Origin of the sequence: Methylomonas sp. AM2-LC, assembly GCF_039904985.1 — a bacterium.
Classification (GTDB): domain Bacteria; phylum Pseudomonadota; class Gammaproteobacteria; order Methylococcales; family Methylomonadaceae; genus Methylomonas.
In genome coordinates this window covers 114,006-137,387 of sequence record NZ_CP157006.1, presented here as the reverse complement: position 1 = coordinate 137,387, position 23,382 = coordinate 114,006, and the positions used below count along the sequence as shown (strand labels likewise).

Here is a 23,382-nt window from a genome sequence, read left to right as displayed (position 1 = left end):
TTTTAATATCATCCAATATTTACCTGTAATAAATTAGGTATAAAATTAATTCTTTGATCGTTTGCAGGTATTATACAAGAGATATCTAACAGCTCATGACATTTTCAGATTCAGAAATACTCCTTATCCGCTTTGAGTAACTTCTTTTTTCGGGCTTGCTCATTATTCCTTTTTTTCTAAGCTCAAATGCCCTTTGCATAACAGTATGTATTGTGCGCTCAAGAACCAAGCTAACATGTTCAGGACCGTCAATATGATAGTTCTCAATAAGATATTTTTGGTCTGTAGTAGTCCATGCCTGCTTTTGTTTGGAATGGAAAAGGGGGTGAAACTTCATTCTTTCGCAAAAATAGCGACTCGCTTGATCAGTTGCTTTATTCATGGGTTTTAACCTTTAATAAGTACAATCAAATCATCAGCTGTCATTTTTGAACTCATGTTAGTACCGTCGAGCAATGAGTCAGCCATCTCACGTTTGGTGTCGTGAAGAGTGATAATCTTTTCTTCTATTCCATCTCCCAGGCTCACGTATGCGTTATTGCTGATAGTCTAATCAACGCATCTCTCCTTGATCTTGTTTTTGACCAGGCCAAAAGAAATTTAAACTCACACTGGTAAACGTGGCGTTTTAATTTATTAACGTTTGCAATATATTCGCGTATTTGATGGTGATCATCAGCCATAATTATCAATTTATTAGCCATTACAGGTGTAACTGGACTTAATTCATAAAATTGATTTGAAGTATATGCGAAAGCCGCTGCCGACAAGAAAAAGATGACTCCACCAGTAGCTACAGTATTCAAAGAATGGTTTATGTAAACAAGGAAAAGCCCGAAAAGCATAAATAACCCAATTATGAAACAGACTTTCTTTATTTTTTGTTTAAATTTGATTACGTCTTTTTTTGACAGGTTAATCTGTTTTTGGATATTGAATTTCAATGACAGTGGATTATTCATGTTTTTACCTCGATTTTGGTTACATAAAATTTGTTCGATCACTTAAGGTTTTATCATATTGATTATGAATTACGTGGTCTGGATATAAGTAAACAAATTCGTTTCCGACAAAACCTTGTTGAACAAACAGCGACTACGCAGAAACTGACTTATTTTCGCTAAAAAATTTCATTCCGTTGATTTGAATATAACAACAGATCTCGCAGCTTTTCATACCCAGTAGGCTTTGGGCATTTGATTGTGTGTGTTACTACTCCTGAATCATTTTCTATTTCATAACCTAGAGCACATACAGGAATATTGTGCTTCGTTAATGCTTTACAGCCTTTACAAATTAGCTTCTTTTCGCCAGGCTTTTCTATGCCTAATGTTTCATTATCAGTCTGATTTTGATTGAAAGTGTTTACTACCGCAGGAATAATAACGATCTTAACTTTATCAATGTTCGTTCCATTAGCATTCCTTGTATATTTTCTATCCGAAGGTTTTAGTATTTTATTAGAGGCTATCATTAATCTTACTCACCTTTAAAAGCAGCCAATACCACTCCGCATTCCAAACCATCTTCAGCAATCCCTAAATATGTGATATCGATATGACAAGGATTAGAAACCCAAGATATTGCTGCATCACTCCAGTCTTGAATTACGCCGCTACCATCCGGGTGTATTTGCATAGCATCTTTTTCAGAATAAGCGACTACTACTGCGCCAGAATATTCATCATAATTAACACTTGCAGACTGCTTAATTAAAAATAATTTCTTAGGTTTCGATTTATTACGCAAACAAGCTGCATCTTCGCTTTCGTTAACACCAAAATGGGCTACTGCCTCATCTGCAGTTATAGCTGTATAACCACAATGCCAACACCTCCATACCGACTCTGCTTTTGACCATAGCCTTGAATGAAGCAATGGATTATGGCCACATTCGAAAGCTTGATGGTCAGAGTCTCCACAAAGCACACAGTTGTTACCGTTTGGGGATAATTGTGTCTTTGCAAGCAGAAGCGCATCGATAGTTTCGTTGTAGTCTTTTAAGGTTGGATATTCATTAGAAGACGATGGCAATTTATCAATGGAAGGCGAAAATTTAATGACACCAAATTTCTGTATCGACTTATCGTTTTTAGAGTTCAGACCGACTAAAAGAAAGCCTTTTGGCAGTTTAACCCGAGCCACCTTATCTTCTGTTATTGATATTAATTCATTGATCGACAAATAATCATCACCCAGTAATTCTCTTGCAGAATCAAAAGCATCATCCAAATAATCGACTTCACTCGATCCCAAAAAAAGTTCGTAAGTCTCATCAAGATCAAGTTGAGAAATGGCGCAAGCACGAATGGAATCCCACGAATCAAGACTAACTGACGGTTTAGATTTTGTTTCATTTAAGGTTTCTAAATCATGCATAGATTATCAATCCCATTTTTCATTAACATTTATACAAATTACATCAAAATCAAATAATCCATCAGTGCAAAAGGTGCCCAAAAAAAGCCTAATTCAAATTAATTTGAGTACATGGCTATTGAATATAGGCAGCCAATCTCACCTTTCCTTTGTTATTTCCAATCGATGTTAAGGAATGCCTATTGCCTTCTTCGCGTTGAATAAGTGAGCAGTATTGGTGACTAATAGTGGTTTGGTTGCCGCTTTCCCAGGTCAACTAAAGCTTAAGAGTGTTAATCCAAGCTCCGGCTCTTTAGGTCGTGGTAGTTGACACTACGTTCCATCTTTAAAAAAACAAGAAAAATCTTGGCAGTCTATGAAGTTTCCATTGACGACCATCCTAGTGGCGGTTTGATTTTTTTTCATACCTTCCGATAGGTGACAGCGACCAAAAACACCGGCAATATAAAAGCCAGAAATGTCCGATCTGTCGTCGGTTTTAGAAAAAAATGCATCTAGAACGCCGTGTGAGTGTAAATCCATAACCATTAAGTAATTCTCTGGCAAATAAGTTCTGTATGAAATGCCACCCTCACTGCTTGATATTACCTCCGGTTCATACAGTAAATATTCTTGCTTTTCCTTGTCCCAAACAACAAGACCTGCCCATTCTTTTGGGGATGATTTGTTCGCAAGATCGAATGCAGTATTGAAAATCCATCTTGGAATTTTTCCGTACTTCAAAAACACTCCAGAAGATTTAACTTCTCCATAAGGAAGTGGGATTTTTGAATGAGCAACTGGCAGCCTCACTTCGAATACGGAATTTTGCGCTTCGATATATACCCCATCTTTTCCCACACAGAATCGATGTTTATACGGCTCAGGTGGTGATAATTTTCCAAAGATTGGATTCATTAAAGCTGGGCACTCGCCCATTACCACTTGATCGCGGGTATCGGTAAGGTAACCATGATTTGTACTCACTTTTTGTTTCCTTTTCCAATTAAATAAACCAATAAGCAGCCAAGTAGAAACCAAAACAAGATCAGAGACATTTCATTGGCTAAGTCGTACAGCTCTTTTTTGGGTATCGGAAGATAATTCGATGTTAACAACAAAGGAGCGATAACCTCAGTTATCAACATCAGCAGAAGGCTTGCAATTATTAATTTCTGTCTCTCTTTGAGATATTTTTTCATCATCATATATGTCTACTTACAAAATTACCCGCAGTCCAATTATCAAAACTCAAATTCTCAATAGGAAATTTTATGGCTTTGCTTTTTTCCAATTTCCTCCAAAAATGAACATGATCTTTATCAGAAACACCGTTGTTTTTTGCTGACTTTGATTTCTGTGTAAGATTTAGAGTTTTCTGGTTATTGATGTGTGAAAAGGCCGTATCAAAGATGATCGACTCCCATTCAGAAATATGATTTTGCGTCACGCCGTCAGGAATAGCCGCACTGCCTACACAAACACGACCGTCATCATAGATATTCATCAAAGGAGCACGATAAACCTTTGTATTTGCATTGGGTCTTCTGTTGTTGCCGATAGCTGCGATTGCCACTTGACCACTTGAACGTGCAACAACCAGCATGTTTGGCCACGGTACATTAATTTTGAATGTTTTATTTTCCCCGCGAAGCCTAAATATCATCGGTCTGACTTTGCCAGCAATAGTCCAAGCAATATGTCGTGATGACATTGAGATAATGTTCGGAGAGATAAAATCATTATCCATGTGTTTTTTGTCAAGCAAATCGATTAACATTTGTTCTAAATCATTTTCAGTTAATAACTGCCCCGTGCCGATAACTGACTGGTTTTTCTCGTTGAAAACAAAGTCGTGAATGGACGCTAAAAAATGACTTCTAGGGTTATATGCAGGACTGGTTTCGATGCCGGACGCACTATGAATTAGAATTGCTTTATTCGGTGAAATTCTAGGCTTTTCTTCATCGTGAAACTCGGCGTAATTCAAGTCGTTCATGTAATATTTCTCCTTATCTGTTAATGCATATTATACATTAAAACTTGAAACAGTCAAACGAAATATAGAGAGCTATACCCCATAAATTTCAATATATTCAGCAAGACGAATCAAACCTTTACTCACTGCAATTTTATTTAATGTTTTAGCAATCAATGGAGCAGTTTCGCTGTTAAGCAACATACGACCTTTAGGACTTTCTCCTGAGTCATTCATGTATTGATAGGTTGATTCTACTAACGATTCTTCCCAGTCTAATCCAAACCCAATAACGTGTGACATATACCAAGGCACATCGTCAAAAGGCTCAATTTGCGCTTCATTTATCTCATTTGTTAATCCATAACCATCATCAATATTATCCTCTTCTTCTTGAGATTCCGACAACATCTTAATCTCATTGTTTTTTTTGGAACGAACATCGTTTTTCCAAAAGACAATGGCTTTTCTGATAAAGCGAACCCATCGATTAGCGTACTGGTCAAAACGTGACTCCCTACGCCAACGAATGACACGTTGACGCACATCATTTAATTCAAGTAACTCCCCAAATTGGTTGTATTTTTCCTCGTACTTCTCCAAAAAATTAAAACGATCAACTAAGTCAGCCGCATTCTCGTAACCACAATACATAGTGAAAAACCCACTTTCATCATTCAACTCAATTTCAGCCAATGACTCTAAAGATAAATTAGGATACTTAGATTTTAGGTCAAAGTAACTTTCAGATTCCTCATCAATAGAGGAATACCAATTCTCTCCTAATTCGTTAGTCGTGATTGCCCATGCTCCTAATGAAATAAATTGTAGACAACTGTACACGACTCGACTAAGTTCCTGATCGTTGATACTGGCAGTTGAAAAGGCACTGTAATAGGGGGCTGATTGCAGTATTATATAAAAACCCTCAACAGACTCACCAAAGCTGCTACCACTTTCAACAGTGAGTGAAACATGATGATTATCTGTGTTTTGAATTTTGAATTCGTTTGAAATATACCAAGAATCATCAGCGTACCGAGAAATGGTGTCGTTGACTTTTTGCCCAATTAGTTTTTTTACCTTACGGCTCAAAAACAAAATATTGCGCCAGTTTTCCCCGTATCGACCCAAAGACCGATTGATTTCTTTCTCAGTAACGCAACCCATTTCATAACCAAGCAAAATTACCGATGCAATTCCACTCCTGTTTTGACTGAACTCAGACCAGTCATGCTTGAGAGAAATCTCGTTCAGCAATTTATCCAGTGAAACACCGATAACAGGCTGACTAAACAAGCTCATAGCATGGGAAGTAGTAATGGATCGGCGTGAATCAACGCAATCGGTTTTGTTTTGATCGTTATCTGCCTTAACAAGTAGCATCCTATTTTATCCTGTTCGTTAATTTCAGCTTCGTCTGGAGTTTGGACAGGGGCTTCCATGCCCCAATGGCGAAGAATATCAAGGCCATTAGCCTTTAGTTTTGACTTCATGTGTCACAACAGAATAGTGCAATTCTTCGCCCATCAAAACTGGTTCGCTCAGTTCAGCTTGGGCAAGGTGCGGATAGCTTGCTGAATATAATTTTATAGCTTCTTGTGGTGGTAATTCAGGCGCAGGGTCGTTTAGACGTACTGCACCCATTTTGAATATACGCATTGGTTTAATTACTTGTGAACTTGTCATATCAGATACCTTTAACCGAACAAAGATTTATCGAAATTTACTTCTGTCTCAGGATGTTGAGTGCTTGATGGTTGCTCTGCTTGTTTAGCTGATTCATTACCGGCTACCGTCTTCCCAACTTCTGTTTCTGCTTTTGCTTGCTTACCAGCTTCTTTAATTCGGCTTAATGCCTCTTTAAGATCACTATGGCCTTGCGATCTAACACCCGCGTATTCTGCAAGTGTTGTCAAAAAGTCGCCGTTTAAATTTTCTGGACTGGTAGTAACAACCAATGGCATTGATAAGGCTGCGTGTATATTCTTTATAGAATCTGGTGTGTTGTCAGGTAATTTGCATTGCATAACTGGCTGTATCAACACTTGCAGTTGGTCGCCTTTGCGAGTGACTGTGAACTGAATACGCTCATCATGGTTGAGCATTTGTTGAAAAATATTAAACATAAGAAATATCCTCTTCTTCTTCATCGTCAGGGTTTTTAGTAAAATCTTGATCGTTTAGATCGATAAAGGAACTCCTGCCAGCCAAAGTATTTAGAATTTCTTCATCTTCATCCGTAATACTTATCGGTTTTGAGTCACCCAATAACGGTACGTCATATTGAGCACCCACCTCAATAAGAGGTTCGTTACCGCCAACTTCGTTTCGATGACCTATTTCTTCGAACAGATGTTCGTTTAATTCAACAACACCAACCGCTCCCGCAATCACTTCGCTTGTATGTGAAGCTTCATAGTTAGGTTTTTGGTGCAAATTATCGGATGCACATTGATCTTCTTGAGCAGAAAATCTCACCTGTATTTTGGAGTAATTGGTAACGCAATTAGGCACAAACCCTGTAAAGTCGTAGCCGCAACTAAATACATCGTCCAAAATTTCGGCATTTTTTTTCTTCATTAAAGAAGAAACCGTTTTCTTTTCTTCGGGCTTTTCGTAGTGCTGAATAAATGAAACGTTTTGACCGTTTATCGCTTCACGCAAAATTGCTTCAATACCGGATTTTGTGAACCCACCCAAAAACACCTTATCTACTACAAAATGATGTTGCAGATTAATTCCTGCTAAACCACAGACTAATGCCCCTGTCTGCGCCCACACGCGATTTCCAGAGCCTGAGTCGTTGCTTTCCACTATTTTACTTAGTAGCCTTTTATTGATTTCCATGATCGATTCCATACCTAACGCGGATACTTCGCTGATAAATGCGTCTGGTGAATAACTCTCGTATGTTTTTTTGTTACCAGACAATTCAGGTATTAAATCTTTTGCGTAATTACTGCCCAATAATTTGTAGAGGGCGTAAGTATTAAGGGATAGCACTGCAATTCGATTTTGTTCAACAGTTTTTGCACCCAATTGACGATAAAAACACTCTATATGTTCAATAACTTTTTGAGGGGTTTCGGCTACCACTGCTTTTTGTGAAGTTTTAGACTTTTCTTTAATTGAGTTTGTATCAGCGTTAACAACACTTGTGTTGGTTTCCTTTTTGTCCGAAACCACCCCGCTTCCATTTTTATGTTGACCAATTGTTTCCTTTAGGGATTTTTGGTATTCAGTAACCTTATCTTTGTGACAAGGCAGATTAAAGCAGCAATCTTCGGTAATACGTCCTCTTGCATCAGGAGAGGTTGATAAAATTGCGCCAAAATGAGCACATTGTTTACACCCCTGCTCAAATTGTGTTTTACCAACCCCACTATCCCCTGATTGACAAACCACACTGAATGAATCGGTTGTGCGCTCGATATCCAGATACACAACCGCATATTTTTCGCTTAACTCGTCCTTTTTCACTTCCATAGCAGCGATTGACTTTTTTTCCCAACAATCGCGGTTCGCACATCTGCCACTACCAATGTTTTCATCAAATATGCTGGCTTGCATTGTTGAATTATGACGACAACCGTTACAGCCGTTGGTATTAAAACAGGCTTTTGACAAGTCCATAGAATACATTTCAAGCCGAGATTTTAATACTGGTACCGTAAAACCATTTTCGATAATACGTTGTAGTGTATTGACTTGAAATTCTTTATCTAACTGACTTAAAAGTTCTGCATGTCCTAATTTGATTTTGCGACTTGTCAACGCATCTAACACTTTTTCATCTGCATGTAAAAGCATCATGCGTGATTCAAATTTATGCGAACTCCAACCCAAAAGTTTTTGCGCCTCTTGTCGATCGTTATTGCAAGCCATTAATACCTTTTGTGCCGATTGCGCTTCTTCGGCTGGCGAAATATCGTCACGGGCAGAGTTTTCGATAAGAGCTACTAAGTTAGCCGCTTGGTCATCAAGCTCCATAATTTTCGCTGGAATTGTTTCCAGACCAGCCATTATGGCTGCGCGATAACGGCGTTCACCCGCAACCACCCAATAACCAGTATCTTGATCGTCTATAGGACGAATAACAATTGATTGAATAACACCTCTTTCCATTATTGAGTCTACCAATTCCTGCAACTTATTTTCATCAAAATACTTTCGAGGATTAAATCCATCCTTGATCTTGATTTCTGACACAGGGACATAACTTAAATTTTGATTTTCGCTCATATCTCTTACCTTTATATATTTTTGATTAATTCTTTCGGGATGGTTGATCCTTTGAAATTAGGTACATTAAAACATTAAAACTTGAATGAGTCAAACGATATTTTTTGTTTTTTATAATAAAATTTAATGAGTGATAGGCTCCCCGACTTCTAGTGAAGTAGACCGATTGACTAAAACTTTTACGATCTGAATTTTGCACCGCTTTCCAGAGCTTTGGCTGTTTTAGATTCCAACAGAATTGAAGCAATAGTTTTTTCGTACTTAGATTGAAGAGAATGCACTACTGGAGCCGAGTACGAATGAAAATGTAACTAAGACTAAAGAGATTGCGTCATTTACGGTAATTTTCTACATGAATCGAATTCTAAAACAATCACTGATAGCAAAATACAGTGAACATAGGTAGCACTGAGGCTCTTCCTGTAGCTGACGGTACAGTTTATGGGTAGGTGATCACCGCATATCCTGCGGCTCGTTTTTCTGGCAAGGATAGCTCGACTAAAGCACTGGCGATATCTGTATGATTTTCGTAGCCACATTCAACGCATTTGAATTCCGTTTGCGTTAATCCGTTTTTTCTTTTTCCCCCAATGAGAAGAGAACTTGGTCAAACGCAATACCTTACGCTGTGCTTTGGCCAACGTTCAAGCCGATATCACTGGTCGATGGATGCACAGGCTTTACTACTTATCGTTCAGTTTGGCTGGATAGCCGTTACAATTAATGTGTACTACCGCTGTTTGGACAGGAAACTACGCGATAGCGAGTGTCGTCCAAATAGTCCCTGGAAGCGCACAGGTGCCGGGCGGGTTTTCATGGAAAACCTGCAAGGCCTCCCGATAGCGCGTAGAGTCATAAGAGAGCAAGAAGTCCTACCTTCGAGCGACGTGGACGGCCAGGGCGTCGAAGACATTAAGCCGTGCCGGTGTAGACCGATTTTAGGCCAAGGACGGACTAAAATCTTTACGGTTGAATCCGGCACTCGCTTTAATTAATGGCCGCCCAACCAAGTTTTGAACAAAACTGCTCGATTAAAAAACATTAATCGTTGTGATTTCCAACCCTGAATGCAAATAGCCAAAATCAGTATTTTTTAAAATGAATATTTTATTTGTCCCAAGAAAGTTCGACCCATTATGCTAACATCACTTGGCATAGCTGTTGAATTCAGCGTGGGTTCTTTTGTGTTTTCATTGAGTAAATTATTTACCCTAAAAACGATATCAATTGGTTTTGCAATTCGTGAAGTCATCGTTAAGCCCCAAACAAAATATCCGCCTAAAGGACTTCTTGGATCTGTCGAGAGCTTAGCTCTCTCTCCGATCCAATCAATCTGTGTTCCTGCGCTCCAGTTATTATTTATATTCCAGTTCAAAAGCCCTTTAAGCATATCTGTAGGCATGTATCCTGTATAGGGTTCTCTAGGAACAATGACATGACTATAATTTAACGTTCCTGAGAGTGAGGTTGAAAACTTATATTTGGCTTCCGCCTCAAATCCTTCACCGCTTATATTTGGGTTATTTACAGAACCAGAGACCGTAGATCCATTTATAACTTGGGATATAGTTATTAAATCATTATAGCTATACCAATAAACATTGGTTGATGTCGAAAAATTTGGTGTCCATTTGTTTTCTATCTGAAACTCTACCGTATCGACAGTTTCGGGTTTTATTGTCTGTCCAGCGATTAAGGGAGAATTTTGTTCATAATACGAGGGTGGGCGGAATGCGCGGCTATACGTTAATTTCGTGGTCAAACTTAATGTTGTGTTCCATACCAGCGCAACCCGAGGGCTATAGCCAGCGTTTTTATTAAGATAGTAGTCGTATCGCAAGCCCGTAGTCAAATACCAATCTGGATGAAAATTCCATTCATCCTGAAGTAAAGTGTATAAATTATCTCGACTGACATTTGAATGAAATGGATCATTTGTCCATGACGATATATTTGTAAATGGTGTTTGTACTACAAAATTAGGTCTAAGTATGTAGTTTGATAAGTTTGATTCTTGGCTTACCCAATTCCTATACCCACCTACACCGTAAGTCAGTACATGTTTACTAAAACCACTATAGTTAAATTGTGACATTACCCCTACAGTATTTTCCGTACCATTTATTAAGCCGGACATTCCATTTGGCAATGCTCCACCGAAAGCACCAGGAGGCAAGATGTTTTCCATTTCACCGGATTGCATTCGAGTAAAATAAAATGTGGTTTTATTTTTAAGATCCTTTCCTATCATGTCATCATATGACAGATCCGAATTGAAAAAATGATCAAAGCTATTACCTGTATTGTCCAATGCTAAAGCAGCACCTAATCCGGTTTGAACATTGTTAAACTCTTGGTAACCCGCACGAAATCTCAATTTATTTTTATATGCAAGATCAACTCTGAGATCAAGATCAGATCTTCCGTAGTTTGTGAATCCTGGAGCTTCAGATGCATGCGTTCCAAATAATGCATCGTAGTTACTTTGAGCATCATGGTTAACTTGTCCTTTATACCCACTTGTAGTGCCTCCCTGGGCTGAGAACGCATATTCATAATCACCGCTTGTATTTCCATATTGCCCCCATCCTTCATAGGTATTTTCATTTCCAATAAATGAGCCTACTTGTCCTCCTTTCAATTCTTTGCCTGTTTTGGTCACAATGTTAATAACACCGCTACTGGCGTCACCACCGTACATCATTGATCCTGGCCCGCGTATAACCTCAATATGTGAAATATTTTTAACAGGAAAGTTCCAATCCAGTGGCTTTCCACCAAATTCGAAATCACGCATTGGGACCCCATTCACTAGCGTAAGTACTTGGGCATTGCTTTCGCTCGATATGCCGCGAAATCCTATCGTGTTAGTACCGTTCCTTGCATAATTAACATGTACGCCTGGTAGATATTCAAGAACATCAGTAATTCGGCGTGCTCCGATTTCTTCTATTTCTTTACTAGTAATTACTGAAGTAACACTGGGACTTAAATTTTGCGGAAGAGGTCTGCCAGATGCAATTGATTGCATATTTTCATTACCAAAAGCCATTGATAAATCTTCTTCTGTAGACAGATCTTTTTCTTCTGCGTATGCAGTTCCAAAGACTGATAATAAAAAAACAAATACACAAAAAGACACCAGTTTTTTGCTTATGCAATTAGAAATGCTGAAAATAGAAAAATACATGTAAGTCCCAATGCGTATAAGCTTTATCTTATTTGGACAAGCTAGTTGTGATTATGATGTTGGTCTGTGAATACAAAACCGATTTCATGATGCGAGAATTGATGGCATTTAGTATGAGCGACAAACAGCGCAAGGAAAATCCTCACTTTCCAGCATTATTCGCGCACTGTGACAATGGGAGCATTGCTCTAGACGAATGCTGCCACTGTCAGACCATTTTGCGATCATCCATGCCTCAGTAAAGCTGATCTGTGAAACGTTATTCGTAAGCTTTTCTGAATGACTGGAGTATTTTCGATATGCATTAATGCATACCTTTACTGAATCATCGTTCGACCACGCCTTCTCAGTTCGAAAGAAAAATAAAAAAAACGTTGCTTCTAATGTTTTTGGAATTTTTTTAAATAGAGTTTTAGGCGAATACGGCAGTGGACCTCGCGCGGTATTTTTATTAAATAAAATAATTTTAAGTTTATTCGCAGGCAATCCAGTGATGGTAGATATCAGTTCTGTCCGAGCATTAAAGCCACTCAATTCTAATGCTATTGACCAATTGTTATGCGAAGGTTCTGTTGAAGATTTCTTCTGAAGCATCTGTCGATCCCGCTATGTTTAATAATAGACTTAATTTGTTAGTGTCAACGCTTTTAATGTCCGGCTTCAGGTTCTGTTCAGTGAATCTTGGTTTAAAACATAGAAGTCCAGTACAAGCCAATTCATCAATTTTTTTCAGCTCAATGACTTTGAAAAGAGCAATCATTGTATCGTCAAGCCCGTAAAGTTGCTTAGCGGAAACTGGATCTCTTCTTGATAACTCCCGACACTTAAAAAGGAGTTCTCTATTTAAACTAGTGGTGTCTCCAAAAGAGTTCTTCTCAATTGAAAACTGAGTTCGTCTATCCAGGTAAATAGGATTATCGTATACCGCTTTCTCGTAAATAGACGAAAGTTCATTTGTTAGGTTTTCAAAAGAAAGACTTTTCTTGATTGCATTTGTCCCAAGTTGAATTACCAGCTGTAACACAAAATCGCGTATGTATTCAGTTGATAAAGAGTCAACACCCTTGAAATCTATTATGCAGCTCTCAGATTTTATCAAAAAACATTTCAAAATTTCCTTGCTTAGATCCTCGCTTCTTTTTTGCGAAGACAAAAATTTTTGCATATTGATAATCACTGTTGATCCTTACTAAACTAAGTTTATAAAAAAACACATATTTGCGATTAACTCATGAAAAAAGTGAGTGTAACGCCTTGAGAACATATTTTTACATTTTATGATATGATACGCAGCAAGATTAAAGGATGCAAGCAATTTTATTTAAAAAATTACATAGTATCAATTCGTTGCGATTGTATTAATACTAACCATTGTTTCAATAAATGACAATATTTTTAGCTTTACAATATTGACCAAATAGTCGATGGATGTGCAAATGTCCGAGAGGGTTTGCTTGAACTTGAAGGGTATCCAAATAGCATGTTGAGTCACACGAGAGCGAAAAACCACATCTTCAAGCGATGTTGTTATTCAATGATTCAAAGATATTAACTGTGCCGGCGCGGCCGATTTTTGATCATGGATTGCCTAATGTTTTTACGTTAGCACTCCGTCACTCGCTTATGTGGTTAAAAATTGCTTAATGCAATCATGTAAAGTTTATTATGCTGTCATGAACAATAAGCTATTTTTTTACGTAGAATTTCTGAGTGATTTTGCTGGTATCACCAGCACGATTTATATTTATATCTATAAAATACAGGTGGCATAGAAGGGTTTGATGAACTTTAGAGTAGTCGAAAAAGGAACAGGTATGGATTTTGACGAATGGGTCGCAGTTACCGAACTTGATTTTCTTGATATAGGTTGCGAGCCATCTGCCGCGATTCAGGGAGTCCAATGCCCAGCTATTTTGGATATCGCAAGAACTGTCCATATTTTGTCTGTAAACGGAAATCTGTATAAGCTAAACGGGTTTCGACGCAAAGCTGAATGGCTGAAAAGTAATGCGCCAAGCAAAGTTATTCCATATATAGTCACTCTTAGCGAAGAAGAATTTGATAGTCTCTGTACTTCATGCAAAAACACATGGCTCAATAACCTACCTCCACATGAGTTAGTTAGAGAGGCATTTAAAGTATTATCACTGGAATTTAACTCTGAGCGCATTCGAAACGGATTTATTACTGAAGCTATTCACATAGTATTAAGAGGAAAACAACGAAGCTTACAAAATAGAAGAACAGCACATGAACGTGAAGAGATTGACATGTTTAAAGCAATTAATGTTTTTAAGGACGAGCTGCTAATAATTGATCAACTGAACCCAAAAACAGAGATTTTTTCGTCAGGCGTTTTGGCTGGAGCAATAATAATGCTTGTTTTATTTCCCGAATCCATCCGGTTTCTTAATTTATTAAATAATGGGGAGGGAGTAAGCATTGAAAATCAGTTTGACCCGATTATGGCCTTAACTAGGATAACCGTTAGACATAAGTTAAGCACTAAAGCGTTGCAGCCTAGAGAGACCATAGAGTTGTGCAGGAAAACTGTTCAAGCAATTTCGAATTGGCTTGAGGGAAGTGATTCTACAAAGTACTGGAGAATTCGAGATTTGAATGGAGTTGACTTGCATTCGTATGTATTAGATGTAAGAAAAATGAAGAAAATTAATGCTGAAAGAGATCTGTAAAAAAATTAGCATCCTTTTACTACTTACATCCTTTTGCTCGCAAGCAAAGGATGGTAGATATGTTTTAATTTACAATCCAGACCATATAAAAAACTCTAGTTTTTCTAATATCGTTTCAAGTTTTGAGTCAAATGTACAAGGGGCACTAGTCATTGAGACGAAATCTATAGATCAGTCTATATTGAATTTAATATCTAGTGTTAATCCTGAAAAAATATTAGTTTCGAGTAGGTCTTTAATTGATGAATTGAAATCAATAAACAATAAAACACAATTGTTTGCAACTGGATTTTACTTTAACTCTGATAAGTACAATGGAGTAAGTCTCAAATTTGAAGGAAAATTTTTGATTGAAAAATTATTTAAAAGTATTCGTGGTATTAAAAAAATATATGTAGTTGAACAAAATGATTTCAACGTAATAAATAAATCAAATTATTTAAACGATAGAGTGGAATGGAAATCCGGTAGCGACATGGTCGAAACAATTCGAATTATTTATAATATCATTGATTCAGCCAATCAGAATGATGCTATCATTATTCCAGCGAATTTACCTTCGAACATGCTCTATGAAATTACGAAAGCAGCTTGGAAAAATAGGATTGTATTAATTTCTACCAGTATTAACCAACTCGAATCAGGTGTGCTGATAGCAATATATCCTAATGTGAATTCTCTTTCAGAACAGATAACTAAATTCATTCAGCAAGATAAAATTAAGTATGAATCTGTAGAAAACTTTGATATTGCACTTAATAAACGCGTTTCTCAGCATTTAGATATCCAGGTAGACGCTACATTAGTATTGGAATAACTGATTAGTCATCTACCCTGCCACTTGAAGTGGCAGGGTGTAATAGTTTAAGAAAGTGGGGAATTATAAATGTGTGTGGCGATAAGAGCGTCAGGTCTTCTTAACATCCAGACACTCTGGTGTTATTCATGGAATCGGTTACAAATACTTTTTCACTTATTCAACGCTGAGACGTCTTTGAGTATTCTTTAAACATGATAGCAAAACACGGAGAAGCGAGACTGGCCGTTTAACAGCGGACGCTATCCCTCCCAGGCTAAAGAAATGGGTTTCTCGCGCATAATGATGAACTTTATTCTTAAATTGAATCTAGAGCAAAGATTTAATGCAGCTCTTATTTCGTCTATATGCATAACACTAATAATACTAACAGTGCTATCAGTTGTTTTTGTCAATAAATATGTAAACGAATACGCTAATTCAATTTGGAAAGAGTATGTGAAAGTATTTTCAGATAGCGCATCATTTCCATTAATAGTTGGGTCTATATCTCATTCTAATGATGTAGCTAAAAGCTTCTTGTCCGCTAATAATGTCGTTAGAACTTCAATAGTCAACCAAAAAAACGATGTTGTAGCTACGGCTGGAAGCGATGTTAACTGCGGTATGATTATTGATAAGACAATAATAGATATTATTAGATTAGAAACCAATGATTACTGGTGTTTCTATTCCCCAATAGTACAAGATAAATATATTGGTTATGTGGAGATGATTGTTTCAAAAAAAGAATACAAAGAAATTATAAATAAGTTGATTTTTGTGCTTTTTGTTATAAGTCTGGTCTCATCTATACTATATAGTGTATTAATTAGTAAGTTTTCGAAGCCTTTTACAAAAACGCTTATTGATATGGCAAATGTACTAAACCTATTTAATAAGGGTGATCATGATGTAAGGGCTAACTTTACTGGCGCTCCAGAAATTATAGGAATCAGAGATATATTAAATTCAGTTTTATCAGATGTCCAAAATTCTACACATAATTTAGAGCAATTGGTTGATGAAAGAACTTATGCCCTAAAGCTGGCTCTCGACAATAGCAATAGCGCAAACGTTTACAAAGACCAGCTTATGTCTATTGTGTCACACGAGATGAAAACGCCATTACACGCTATCGATGGATATACTCAATTATGTATCGAAAATTTAACTGACAACATCGATTGCTCAAATACTGAGTCAATATTTTTGCTTCAAAAATCCCTGAATAGGGTAAATGACTTAACCCATTTGATAGATAATATTTTAATTCAAGCTCAAATCGCCGCCAACCAATTTAATATAAACTATTCAAGATTTTTAGTATTTGACGAAATAGAGTCCTATTGTGAACAGCTTAAGGATTTCGCAAGAAAGTCTAATAACGTGATATCTTTTGACGGGCCAAAATATACAATTTGTACCGATCAGATCTACTTTGGACATATCGTAAAAAATCTGTTGAGTAATGCCTGCAAATTTACTTCTGATGGAAAAATATTGGTTTCATGGAATATATCTGATGATTTCCTTACGATTTACGTTTCAGATTCAGGAGTTGGTGTACATGAAGATAATTATGAAAAGATATTCGACCCGTGGTGGCAGGTAGATATGACTTTAGGTCGTCGTCATGGAGGGCACGGATTAGGCCTGTCTATTACCCGTCAAATGCTATCGATACTAGGGGGAGATATATCAGTCGAGGCTAATGAGCCTATTGGCAGTGTTTTCACTGTTCGTATTCCTAACCATACAGGGTAGACAAAATATCATCCGAAATGTAATTTGGCACGAAATTCTTGATATTATTGATTATGACAAAACAATGCTCTACGTTTCCTGATAATAAGGCAGCCTCCAGATCCGCAAGTGATAAAGAAATATCTCTATTTTGTATCTCAGAATATCGGTTAATTTTATTTAATTTTGACTTTACTAAGCACCCATAACATGCTGATCTTAGGTCGTTAATTTGATATGGCTTTGGTAGATATTGACTCGCACCATTCAAAATAAAATCTTTGTTGAATTCAGGCTTATCAAATGCCGTTAATATTATGACTGCCTGGTCACTGTCAATAGTCATTACCTCAGACAAAATAGCGTCACCATTCATTCCTGGCAACATGTAGTCCAGCAATATTATGTCGTGACGTTTCTCTTTCCATAGATTTAGTCCTTGAACACCATCAGATGCGATATCAATATCAAAATCAATTTTGAGCGATAATTTAGCAATTTCTGACGCATCGTAATCATCTTCAATAATAAGCACGGAATGAAGACTCATTCCCTTTATATCACTATCTAAACTCTCTTTTGAGGAAATAATCTGTTCAAATATCGATAAAGGTATCTCTTTAATTCCATATTCGCGAGCCAAACAAGCTGGTAAAGTAGGTTCTTGTTTTTCAGTGATAACGTAAATCGGTACCCAGTTTTTTTCGAGCTTCTTTGTCTTAGCAAGTGCTGCCACTCTAAAGATTTCGTAACCATCAAAAATATAATCAGAGATAGCGATTGCGAAACTCTTGTTTTTTATTGACTCTACATACTCGTCAATCGACTCAACAACTATCGCTTCGTAAAATGGAAATTTATCTATAACGCTTCTAACAAGAGAAATAAAATTAATATTTGAAGATAGTATGGCGATCTTGTAAGAGCATGAGTTATTCATCGTTTTATGGCGGTTAATAAATTTCCTGGTTTTAATGTAATGCTGATCTTTGGAAGAATCAGCTTTCTTGATATATCAAGTCTAACATGCTTGATTATTGACGCTATTATAATCAGCATTTCGGCTTCCGCGAAGTATTTACCAACACAATTATGCATACCGGCACCAAAAGGCATAAAGCTACCTTTCTGAGCTTCAGATTGTTCCTCTAAAAATCTTTCTGGTACAAAACTAAACGGATTAGCCCAAACTGCAGGGTCTCTATGCATTGCATAAATACTTATTATTAGCGAACTACCGGGGTTTATATATCTTCCGTCGATATCTATACCTTGATCTGTATCGCGCGCGAGGGCTAGAGCCTGGGGATAAAGTCGCATTGTTTCATAAAGAGCGGCTTTTGTGTAATTTAGCTTATTGATAGCATCAAATCCTATTGTTCCATCAATTTCATTGATTTCTGATTCAATTTTTTCATAAATGGTTTCTTCTTGACCTATCAGATAAAAAAACCAAATCAATGTATTAACAGTACTATCCTGGCCGGCTAAAAAAATGGTAATCGCTTCATCGAGCAGAAGTTTCTGAGACATCGGGCAGCCTGATCTATCCTTTGTTTTTGCCAATAAAGTCGCAAGGCTTCCGTCATTGTCCGTACTTATTCTTTCCATTACGTAGCTATGGAAATACCTAATTGCATTGTCTGTTCGTTTGTTTTGCAAAAAGAAAAAATGTTTCAAATATCCTTTGCCAAGTGTTTCTGCTAAAAGCGAAGGAAACAACCCTTCAACAATTATATCAATTGAACTTATAAGCTCTTGATCAACAGAATATTCATAGTCATCGCTACCAAACATAACGCCTATCAGTATCCGTTGTATTAAGGACTTTAATTCTAAACTCATGTCGACATTTGAGCCTTGATCAAGCCCTGTGAGACTTTGTACCGTTTTCATCGACTCACTGACAAAAACTCCCTCCCATTGCTCAATACCATTTTTAGAAAAAAAAGGCTGTACCATTCGCCGCTGATTTGCCCATGTTTCACCATGGCTATTAAAAAGTCCGTCACCAAACGTTGGTTTTTTTGCGTTATACAAAAAATTTCTACCCACCTTACCGGCGCCTTCAAGTTCTAATATCTTTTGAGAAGTTTTCCAATTAGAAATAAAGAATAAATCTTTGCCGAAAAACTTATAACTTGCCTGTTGGCCGCGTTTTTGCTTAATGTTAATTAGCGCTTGCCCTGGATCTGTTGCAAGTTTTAATAATTCAATCATTTTTCCATTCCTCAGAAAAATCAATTTGTTGAAATATTCATCATATTGATGTAACCGACTGAATACTTGTTAGAGTAATTAATATTCAGTCAGCAGATTTATAGTGTTGTTTGATCTCATTCTTACTTGTATTTCTTCGTACTAACCTTAAGCCAAGCAAGCCAGTTCCAAACATCCAAATAGCATTAGGTAACGCTACAGTAGATGTTGCAACATTGCCTTGGCTAACAGCCCATGCTAAAAATGGGGCTCCCTTGCTAATACCCTCTTGGCCAGTGCCGAAATTAAAAGCCAATGCCATACCACTGCTGTAAGGATTAGAAGAGGTCGGGAGCTCTGTGCCAGACCAATAGAGATAGGTTTGTAAATTGATGAATTGGCCTGAGGACACCGGATTACCTTGAGTGCCCCCTAGTTCATTGTAAAAGAGTTCACCCATCTGCGTATCAGTAATACTGTAGCCAATGCCATTTACTTCGGTAGGCAAAGCCCATTGACTAGAGCCTCCGTAATTTATTGAATCTAAATAATTCACGAATGCTCTAGCACCCCACCAAGTCGTAAATCCTTCACTATCGAACATACCAGTATTTAGTGTATAAGTGCCATTATCATAAGCATTCGGAACATCATAAATCACTCCACCACTGGTAGCATTAACTATATCTGAGACTAGTTTGTTATCACTTCCGTATTGATTGATAGCATTGGTTAACATCGTTGATAACAGATTAGCATCCTGAGTCCAAGTTGTGTTAGTGACTGAGTCGTAGACTAAATTGACACCGTTTACAGTTTCGTTGATTAGCGTAGCTTGGGCATTTATGGTGGTTAAGCTAAACAGTAAAGCGGTTGTCAGTAGCGTTGTCCTACGTTTCATGTGCGTATTCCTTTTACTTTATCCTAAATTGGTTAGTTATTTTAACCGATACTTTTTAGGCTGACCTAGTGTTTATTTACTGGTAAAAACAAGGCTGGAATCTACGACAATTAACACATCTGACATTTGGAAACGCTGATAATAACTAGAATAATTTTAGATGATATTTACGTGAAGTGTCTTATCTGCTTAGCCTTGCTGAATACCCTCCCTGGTGGCCTTAAAGTTAATAGGAGGGTGGTGTGCTGGATGGTAAGCAGATTCATACCACTGTTCAGGAAAATAATTTTAGGTAATTCCACGCAGGCGAATCCTTGGGGAACCCAGACATAAAACGCCTTAACGCTGCCTTATGTTCACGACTTTTCTTAACCAAAGCATTAAGCTCGGCTTGATGTTTATTGAGCAAACCTCTAATAGCTTTAAAGTCATCAGAACCTAAAAGTCTATTAAAAAAAGGGATGCTTTTAATTGCTTTTCTGCATCCATTAATTTTGCTAATTGTGGTTCGTATTTCATATTCTTCAGGTGGGAGCATGCCTGGTGGAACATATGGTCCAGGACGAACTAAGTACGTCTCATCTAAAGGATTAAGTATAAAACGATAGAAGTTTCCGTCATTTGTAGTTACGACCTTCCGGTTGTCAAACGGTTCATGCATTGGCTGCTGGTTTGTATTATCAACACATTCTTCAATAGTTGCTGTTTTTTGCTTATAATTTTTTTCCATCTTAATGCCTTTTTAAAATTAAAAATCTAATTTTCAAACAGTAATATCGATTTTTCTTAAAAACTTAATTCAAATGATTACTTTATAGGTATACATCAACCACACACTCTGGATTCTGACAGTGTCTGTATTTTACAGAACCGATTTTGGGTAGAGAGATAACCCGGTTACGCGTGTCCAGTTTACAGCCTTGCGGAAACCGAATGCCTGCCTCGTTTTTGCCAAGCTTTTTCTTAACCGGCAAACGCTTGTCATGCGAAAAAGCCGTCATACCGGTGGTTTAATGCTTTCCAGATACTCACTTAGATAAGTATAGATAGCCAAAGCCGTTAATATCATAAGCATGATTGGGTCTCTAAAAATGGCTTCCAGTACAATTTTAAAAAGTTTTTTACTAAAACCCACGGAGGCCTTGCATACGTGATAGACCGCCCTGAATTTCCAAGGCATTTCTAATATAAACACAATACAAGCCCAAATATACCCTAGCAATGTTTTAAACATTGAAATGCTATCCATTGTTAATTGATATCCTCACCATCTATAAATAAAGAGGTTTTTCGTGGCAATTTGATAAATTTAACATGATCTTCTATCGCTAATGGTATTTCGCATCGGCCTAAATATCTTTTCATTAATAGGTAATTCACATGGCGATACTGGCTCCCCATTTTCAAATATCCAAAATCCATAGCAAGAACCAGAATAACTAGTGTCAGGTTTATAACTGGAGATCACAAAAACCACTGGAACACATTTATCATATCCGTTTTGTAATGCCGTATCTTTACACCGGTAAAAACTTGTTTTTATATTTGCTGTATTTGCGCATAGGTATGTATAACTTCTAGACTGTTGTCTATAATCCTCAATTGGGATTATTTCGCCTATTGAAATTTCTTTTGCGGTAAAAGTCGGAATAGCGTCATCCCATTTACGTTGCCAAGATACTATTTCAAGAGCCTCTGCCGCTGTTTCTCCAGCACCATAAAGGTAACCTTTAGGGCTGATAGCTACATATTGAGTTTCTGTTTTCATTTTTCCACCCTTTTTTTATAAGTTTTTGTTGTCCAGTAGATGCAAAAAAGCCCCTAGCCTCTGTCAATCCGCTTGACCCCATCTTGCCAAAAAGAAGCTAAGTAACTCGCCTAAGAAGGTGAATGCTCGGACAAATTTTCAACTGGTAATCCGCCAAATATTTCAATTAGATAGTCGAATAACTCCGAAAATGAGTCAGCAAATAACAAGATATCCGCTTCAAATAAGGCAGATGGCGAATCATTGTCTATGTTATTGCTTGTCATTAGCAAGTCCAATAATCGTATTTTTTTTAGTGCAAAATTTTTATCTATATCAAATGAGATTTTGGAATCCCATGTGAGAGATAGCTGATTAATTAGACCACCTTGATCCAAGTGACCACGTACTTCACTAGATAATAATTCAATATTTTTAATACGAACGACACCCTCATCTTCCTTGTGAATTAATGCTGAACGCCCGAGCTCTAGCCTTTTTGGGACTTGATTTATCAACCATTGCGTTAGCTGATTTGTTGTTTCTAGATTGGTTTTGATCGGTGTCGCCCACAGTGAGCCAAGTGTCTTGCGTAATAAGCTCAGTACATTTTCTGCAACTGATGCAGAAGCTGTATTAACTACAATCAAATTACTTATGCGATCAATGTAAGCCAAAACAGTCGATTCTCTGCTTAACGCTCTTGGAATCAACTCAAAAATAACTTCATCTTTGATACTAGCTCGTTCCTTTGCACGTACTCGACGGCTTTCTCTTTCTTCGATTTCTGATATTCGTTGATTAAGGACTTTATTAATGGCTGCGCTTGGCAGTATTTTCGATTCTATTTTATAACCGATAACATCATAGCGACCAATGCGATGAACAAGTTGACTGTCCGGCAAAAAATCAGTAGGCTTAACCCATCCTGCAGAATAAGCTGCTTGGTCGGGGCATGGAACAAATACTTTGGATACAAGAGTGTCCGGATTTTCCAGTAAATCTAATGTTTTTTCTAATGTGTAGACTGTAGCGTTTTTGAACATGAATTATCCTTTTTAACAAATTATTGGGTATTTATTTTTTGATAATAAATTCTTCTCGATTTCGCCCTGATTCTTCAAGGGCTCTTAGCCATTTTGGGGCTAATCCACGACCAGTCCACGTTTGATTTGTACTAGGATTCCGAAAGCGGGCTGCCACTTTTTTTGACGGTGATTCATTAACATCGCCTGGCGAATAAATTTTTACGGTGACACCAATCGAAATTGCGAGCGTTTCAATTTTAGCTACAACATTCTTCGTTTTTGCTCGACGATTTTCTTCTAATTGATTTTTTGCGGAATTAAGTATTTCCGCTAGTTCTTTGTCAGATTTGTCATTTAAATTAATCATATTTTCATTAAATAGGATAGTTAAAACAGGGTTAGTAATTTTGCATAAACATAAGTAACAAAAGGTTCGAATTATTGTTCATTTCCTTGATGCCGATGTAGATCGATTTTAGGCCAAGGATTGCTTAAATCTTT

26 protein-coding genes are annotated in these 23,382 nt (G+C 37.3%); 5 read left to right on the top strand and 21 right to left on the bottom strand.

From position 1 onward, the window contains the following. Positions 1–85 precede the first annotated feature (85 nt). The 10 genes from ABH008_RS23100 to ABH008_RS23055 form a co-directional block, all read right to left on the bottom strand. Positions 86–382 carry a hypothetical protein gene (locus tag ABH008_RS23100; protein WP_347990303.1) on the bottom strand — a complete coding sequence of 99 codons (297 nt, stop codon included), beginning with the start codon at positions 380–382 and terminating at the stop codon, positions 86–88. A 142-nt stretch (positions 383–524) separates the two neighbouring features. Next, on the bottom strand, positions 525–962 hold the full coding sequence (locus ABH008_RS23095; protein ID WP_347990302.1) for a hypothetical protein: 438 nt from the start codon (positions 960–962) through the stop codon (positions 525–527). Between the two features lie 158 nt (positions 963–1,120). Beyond that, positions 1,121–1,474, bottom strand: a complete 354-nt coding sequence (locus ABH008_RS23090) for a hypothetical protein (protein WP_347990301.1) — start codon at positions 1,472–1,474, stop codon at positions 1,121–1,123. Positions 1,475–1,479: 5 nt separating this feature from the next. Continuing rightward, positions 1,480–2,379, bottom strand: a complete 900-nt coding sequence (locus ABH008_RS23085; protein ID WP_347990300.1) for a hypothetical protein — start codon at positions 2,377–2,379, stop codon at positions 1,480–1,482. A gap of 312 nt (positions 2,380–2,691) precedes the next feature. Beyond that, positions 2,692–3,345: a PRTRC system protein A gene (locus tag ABH008_RS23080; RefSeq protein ID WP_347990299.1), complete on the bottom strand. Its 654-nt coding sequence runs from the start codon at positions 3,343–3,345 to the stop codon at positions 2,692–2,694. Positions 3,346–3,562: 217 nt separating this feature from the next. After that, the gene (locus tag ABH008_RS23075) at positions 3,563–4,357 is read right to left on the bottom strand and encodes a PRTRC system protein B (protein ID WP_347990298.1); all 795 of its coding nucleotides are present in this window, start codon (positions 4,355–4,357) and stop codon (positions 3,563–3,565) included. 72 nt (positions 4,358–4,429) lie between these two features. Next, positions 4,430–5,722, bottom strand: a complete 1,293-nt coding sequence (locus ABH008_RS23070; RefSeq protein ID WP_347990297.1) for a hypothetical protein — start codon at positions 5,720–5,722, stop codon at positions 4,430–4,432. 87 nt (positions 5,723–5,809) lie between these two features. Further along, on the bottom strand, positions 5,810–6,025 hold the full coding sequence (locus ABH008_RS23065; protein WP_347990296.1) for a PRTRC system protein C: 216 nt from the start codon (positions 6,023–6,025) through the stop codon (positions 5,810–5,812). Between the two features lie 11 nt (positions 6,026–6,036). Beyond that, complete coding sequence (locus ABH008_RS23060; protein WP_347990295.1) at positions 6,037–6,465, bottom strand: PRTRC system protein E; 429 nt, start codon at positions 6,463–6,465, stop codon at positions 6,037–6,039. Next, positions 6,458–8,581 (bottom strand): PRTRC system ParB family protein, encoded by a 2,124-nt coding sequence (locus ABH008_RS23055; RefSeq protein WP_347990294.1) that lies wholly within the window; start codon positions 8,579–8,581, stop codon positions 6,458–6,460. Before ABH008_RS23055 ends, ABH008_RS23060 begins: the two co-directional genes overlap by 8 nt. A 590-nt stretch (positions 8,582–9,171) precedes the next feature. Between ABH008_RS23055 and ABH008_RS23050 the strand changes: the two genes are divergently transcribed. Next, positions 9,172–9,576 (top strand): hypothetical protein, encoded by a 405-nt coding sequence (locus tag ABH008_RS23050; RefSeq protein ID WP_347990293.1) that lies wholly within the window; start codon positions 9,172–9,174, stop codon positions 9,574–9,576. Between the two features lie 98 nt (positions 9,577–9,674). Here the strand turns inward: ABH008_RS23050 and ABH008_RS23045 are convergent, their stop codons facing one another. Then, positions 9,675–11,771, bottom strand: a complete 2,097-nt coding sequence (locus ABH008_RS23045; protein ID WP_347990292.1) for a TonB-dependent receptor — start codon at positions 11,769–11,771, stop codon at positions 9,675–9,677. A gap of 307 nt (positions 11,772–12,078) precedes the next feature. On the opposite strand from ABH008_RS23045, the gene ABH008_RS23040 reads away from it, so the two are divergent. After that, the gene (locus ABH008_RS23040; protein ID WP_347990291.1) at positions 12,079–12,360 is read left to right on the top strand and encodes a hypothetical protein; all 282 of its coding nucleotides are present in this window, start codon (positions 12,079–12,081) and stop codon (positions 12,358–12,360) included. On the opposite strand, the gene ABH008_RS23035 is transcribed toward ABH008_RS23040, so the two are convergent. After that, positions 12,328–12,936, bottom strand: a complete 609-nt coding sequence (locus ABH008_RS23035; protein WP_347990290.1) for a hypothetical protein — start codon at positions 12,934–12,936, stop codon at positions 12,328–12,330. The two genes, ABH008_RS23040 and ABH008_RS23035, sit on opposite strands and share 33 nt — an antisense overlap. Positions 12,937–13,552: 616 nt before the next feature. Between ABH008_RS23035 and ABH008_RS23030 the strand changes: the two genes are divergently transcribed. From ABH008_RS23030 to ABH008_RS23020, 3 genes are all read left to right on the top strand, one after another. After that, positions 13,553–14,464, top strand: coding sequence for a hypothetical protein (locus ABH008_RS23030; RefSeq protein ID WP_347990289.1), 912 nt, complete (start codon positions 13,553–13,555; stop codon positions 14,462–14,464). After that, a complete protein-coding gene (locus ABH008_RS23025) occupies positions 14,445–15,281 on the top strand; it encodes a hypothetical protein (RefSeq protein WP_347990288.1) in 837 nt (278 codons plus the stop codon). The genes ABH008_RS23030 and ABH008_RS23025 overlap by 20 nt, the downstream gene beginning before the upstream one ends. Before the next feature lie 438 nt (positions 15,282–15,719). Further along, the gene (locus tag ABH008_RS23020) at positions 15,720–17,027 is read left to right on the top strand and encodes a HAMP domain-containing sensor histidine kinase (protein WP_347990287.1); all 1,308 of its coding nucleotides are present in this window, start codon (positions 15,720–15,722) and stop codon (positions 17,025–17,027) included. On the opposite strand, the gene ABH008_RS23015 is transcribed toward ABH008_RS23020, so the two are convergent. From ABH008_RS23015 to ABH008_RS22975, 9 genes are all read right to left on the bottom strand, one after another. Further along, positions 17,011–17,946 (bottom strand): response regulator, encoded by a 936-nt coding sequence (locus ABH008_RS23015; RefSeq protein ID WP_347990286.1) that lies wholly within the window; start codon positions 17,944–17,946, stop codon positions 17,011–17,013. The genes ABH008_RS23020 and ABH008_RS23015 overlap by 17 nt on opposite strands. Further along, complete coding sequence (locus tag ABH008_RS23010; RefSeq protein ID WP_347990285.1) at positions 17,943–19,226, bottom strand: cytochrome P450; 1,284 nt, start codon at positions 19,224–19,226, stop codon at positions 17,943–17,945. Before ABH008_RS23010 ends, ABH008_RS23015 begins: the two co-directional genes overlap by 4 nt. Positions 19,227–19,311: 85 nt before the next feature. Beyond that, positions 19,312–20,106, bottom strand: coding sequence for a hypothetical protein (locus ABH008_RS23005; RefSeq protein WP_347990284.1), 795 nt, complete (start codon positions 20,104–20,106; stop codon positions 19,312–19,314). A gap of 274 nt (positions 20,107–20,380) precedes the next feature. Further along, positions 20,381–20,836, bottom strand: coding sequence for a hypothetical protein (locus tag ABH008_RS23000; RefSeq protein WP_347990283.1), 456 nt, complete (start codon positions 20,834–20,836; stop codon positions 20,381–20,383). Positions 20,837–20,918: 82 nt separating this feature from the next. After that, positions 20,919–21,107 (bottom strand): hypothetical protein, encoded by a 189-nt coding sequence (locus ABH008_RS22995; protein WP_347990282.1) that lies wholly within the window; start codon positions 21,105–21,107, stop codon positions 20,919–20,921. Beyond that, complete coding sequence (locus ABH008_RS22990; RefSeq protein WP_347990281.1) at positions 21,104–21,355, bottom strand: hypothetical protein; 252 nt, start codon at positions 21,353–21,355, stop codon at positions 21,104–21,106. Before ABH008_RS22990 ends, ABH008_RS22995 begins: the two co-directional genes overlap by 4 nt. 60 nt (positions 21,356–21,415) lie before the next feature. Then, positions 21,416–21,874 carry a hypothetical protein gene (locus ABH008_RS22985; RefSeq protein WP_347990280.1) on the bottom strand — a complete coding sequence of 153 codons (459 nt, stop codon included), beginning with the start codon at positions 21,872–21,874 and terminating at the stop codon, positions 21,416–21,418. Between the two features lie 110 nt (positions 21,875–21,984). Beyond that, positions 21,985–22,899 carry a recombination-associated protein RdgC gene (locus ABH008_RS22980; protein WP_347990279.1) on the bottom strand — a complete coding sequence of 305 codons (915 nt, stop codon included), beginning with the start codon at positions 22,897–22,899 and terminating at the stop codon, positions 21,985–21,987. Positions 22,900–22,930: 31 nt separating this feature from the next. Beyond that, positions 22,931–23,248 carry an H-NS histone family protein gene (locus ABH008_RS22975; protein ID WP_347990278.1) on the bottom strand — a complete coding sequence of 106 codons (318 nt, stop codon included), beginning with the start codon at positions 23,246–23,248 and terminating at the stop codon, positions 22,931–22,933. Between the last annotated feature and the right edge of the window lie 134 nt (positions 23,249–23,382).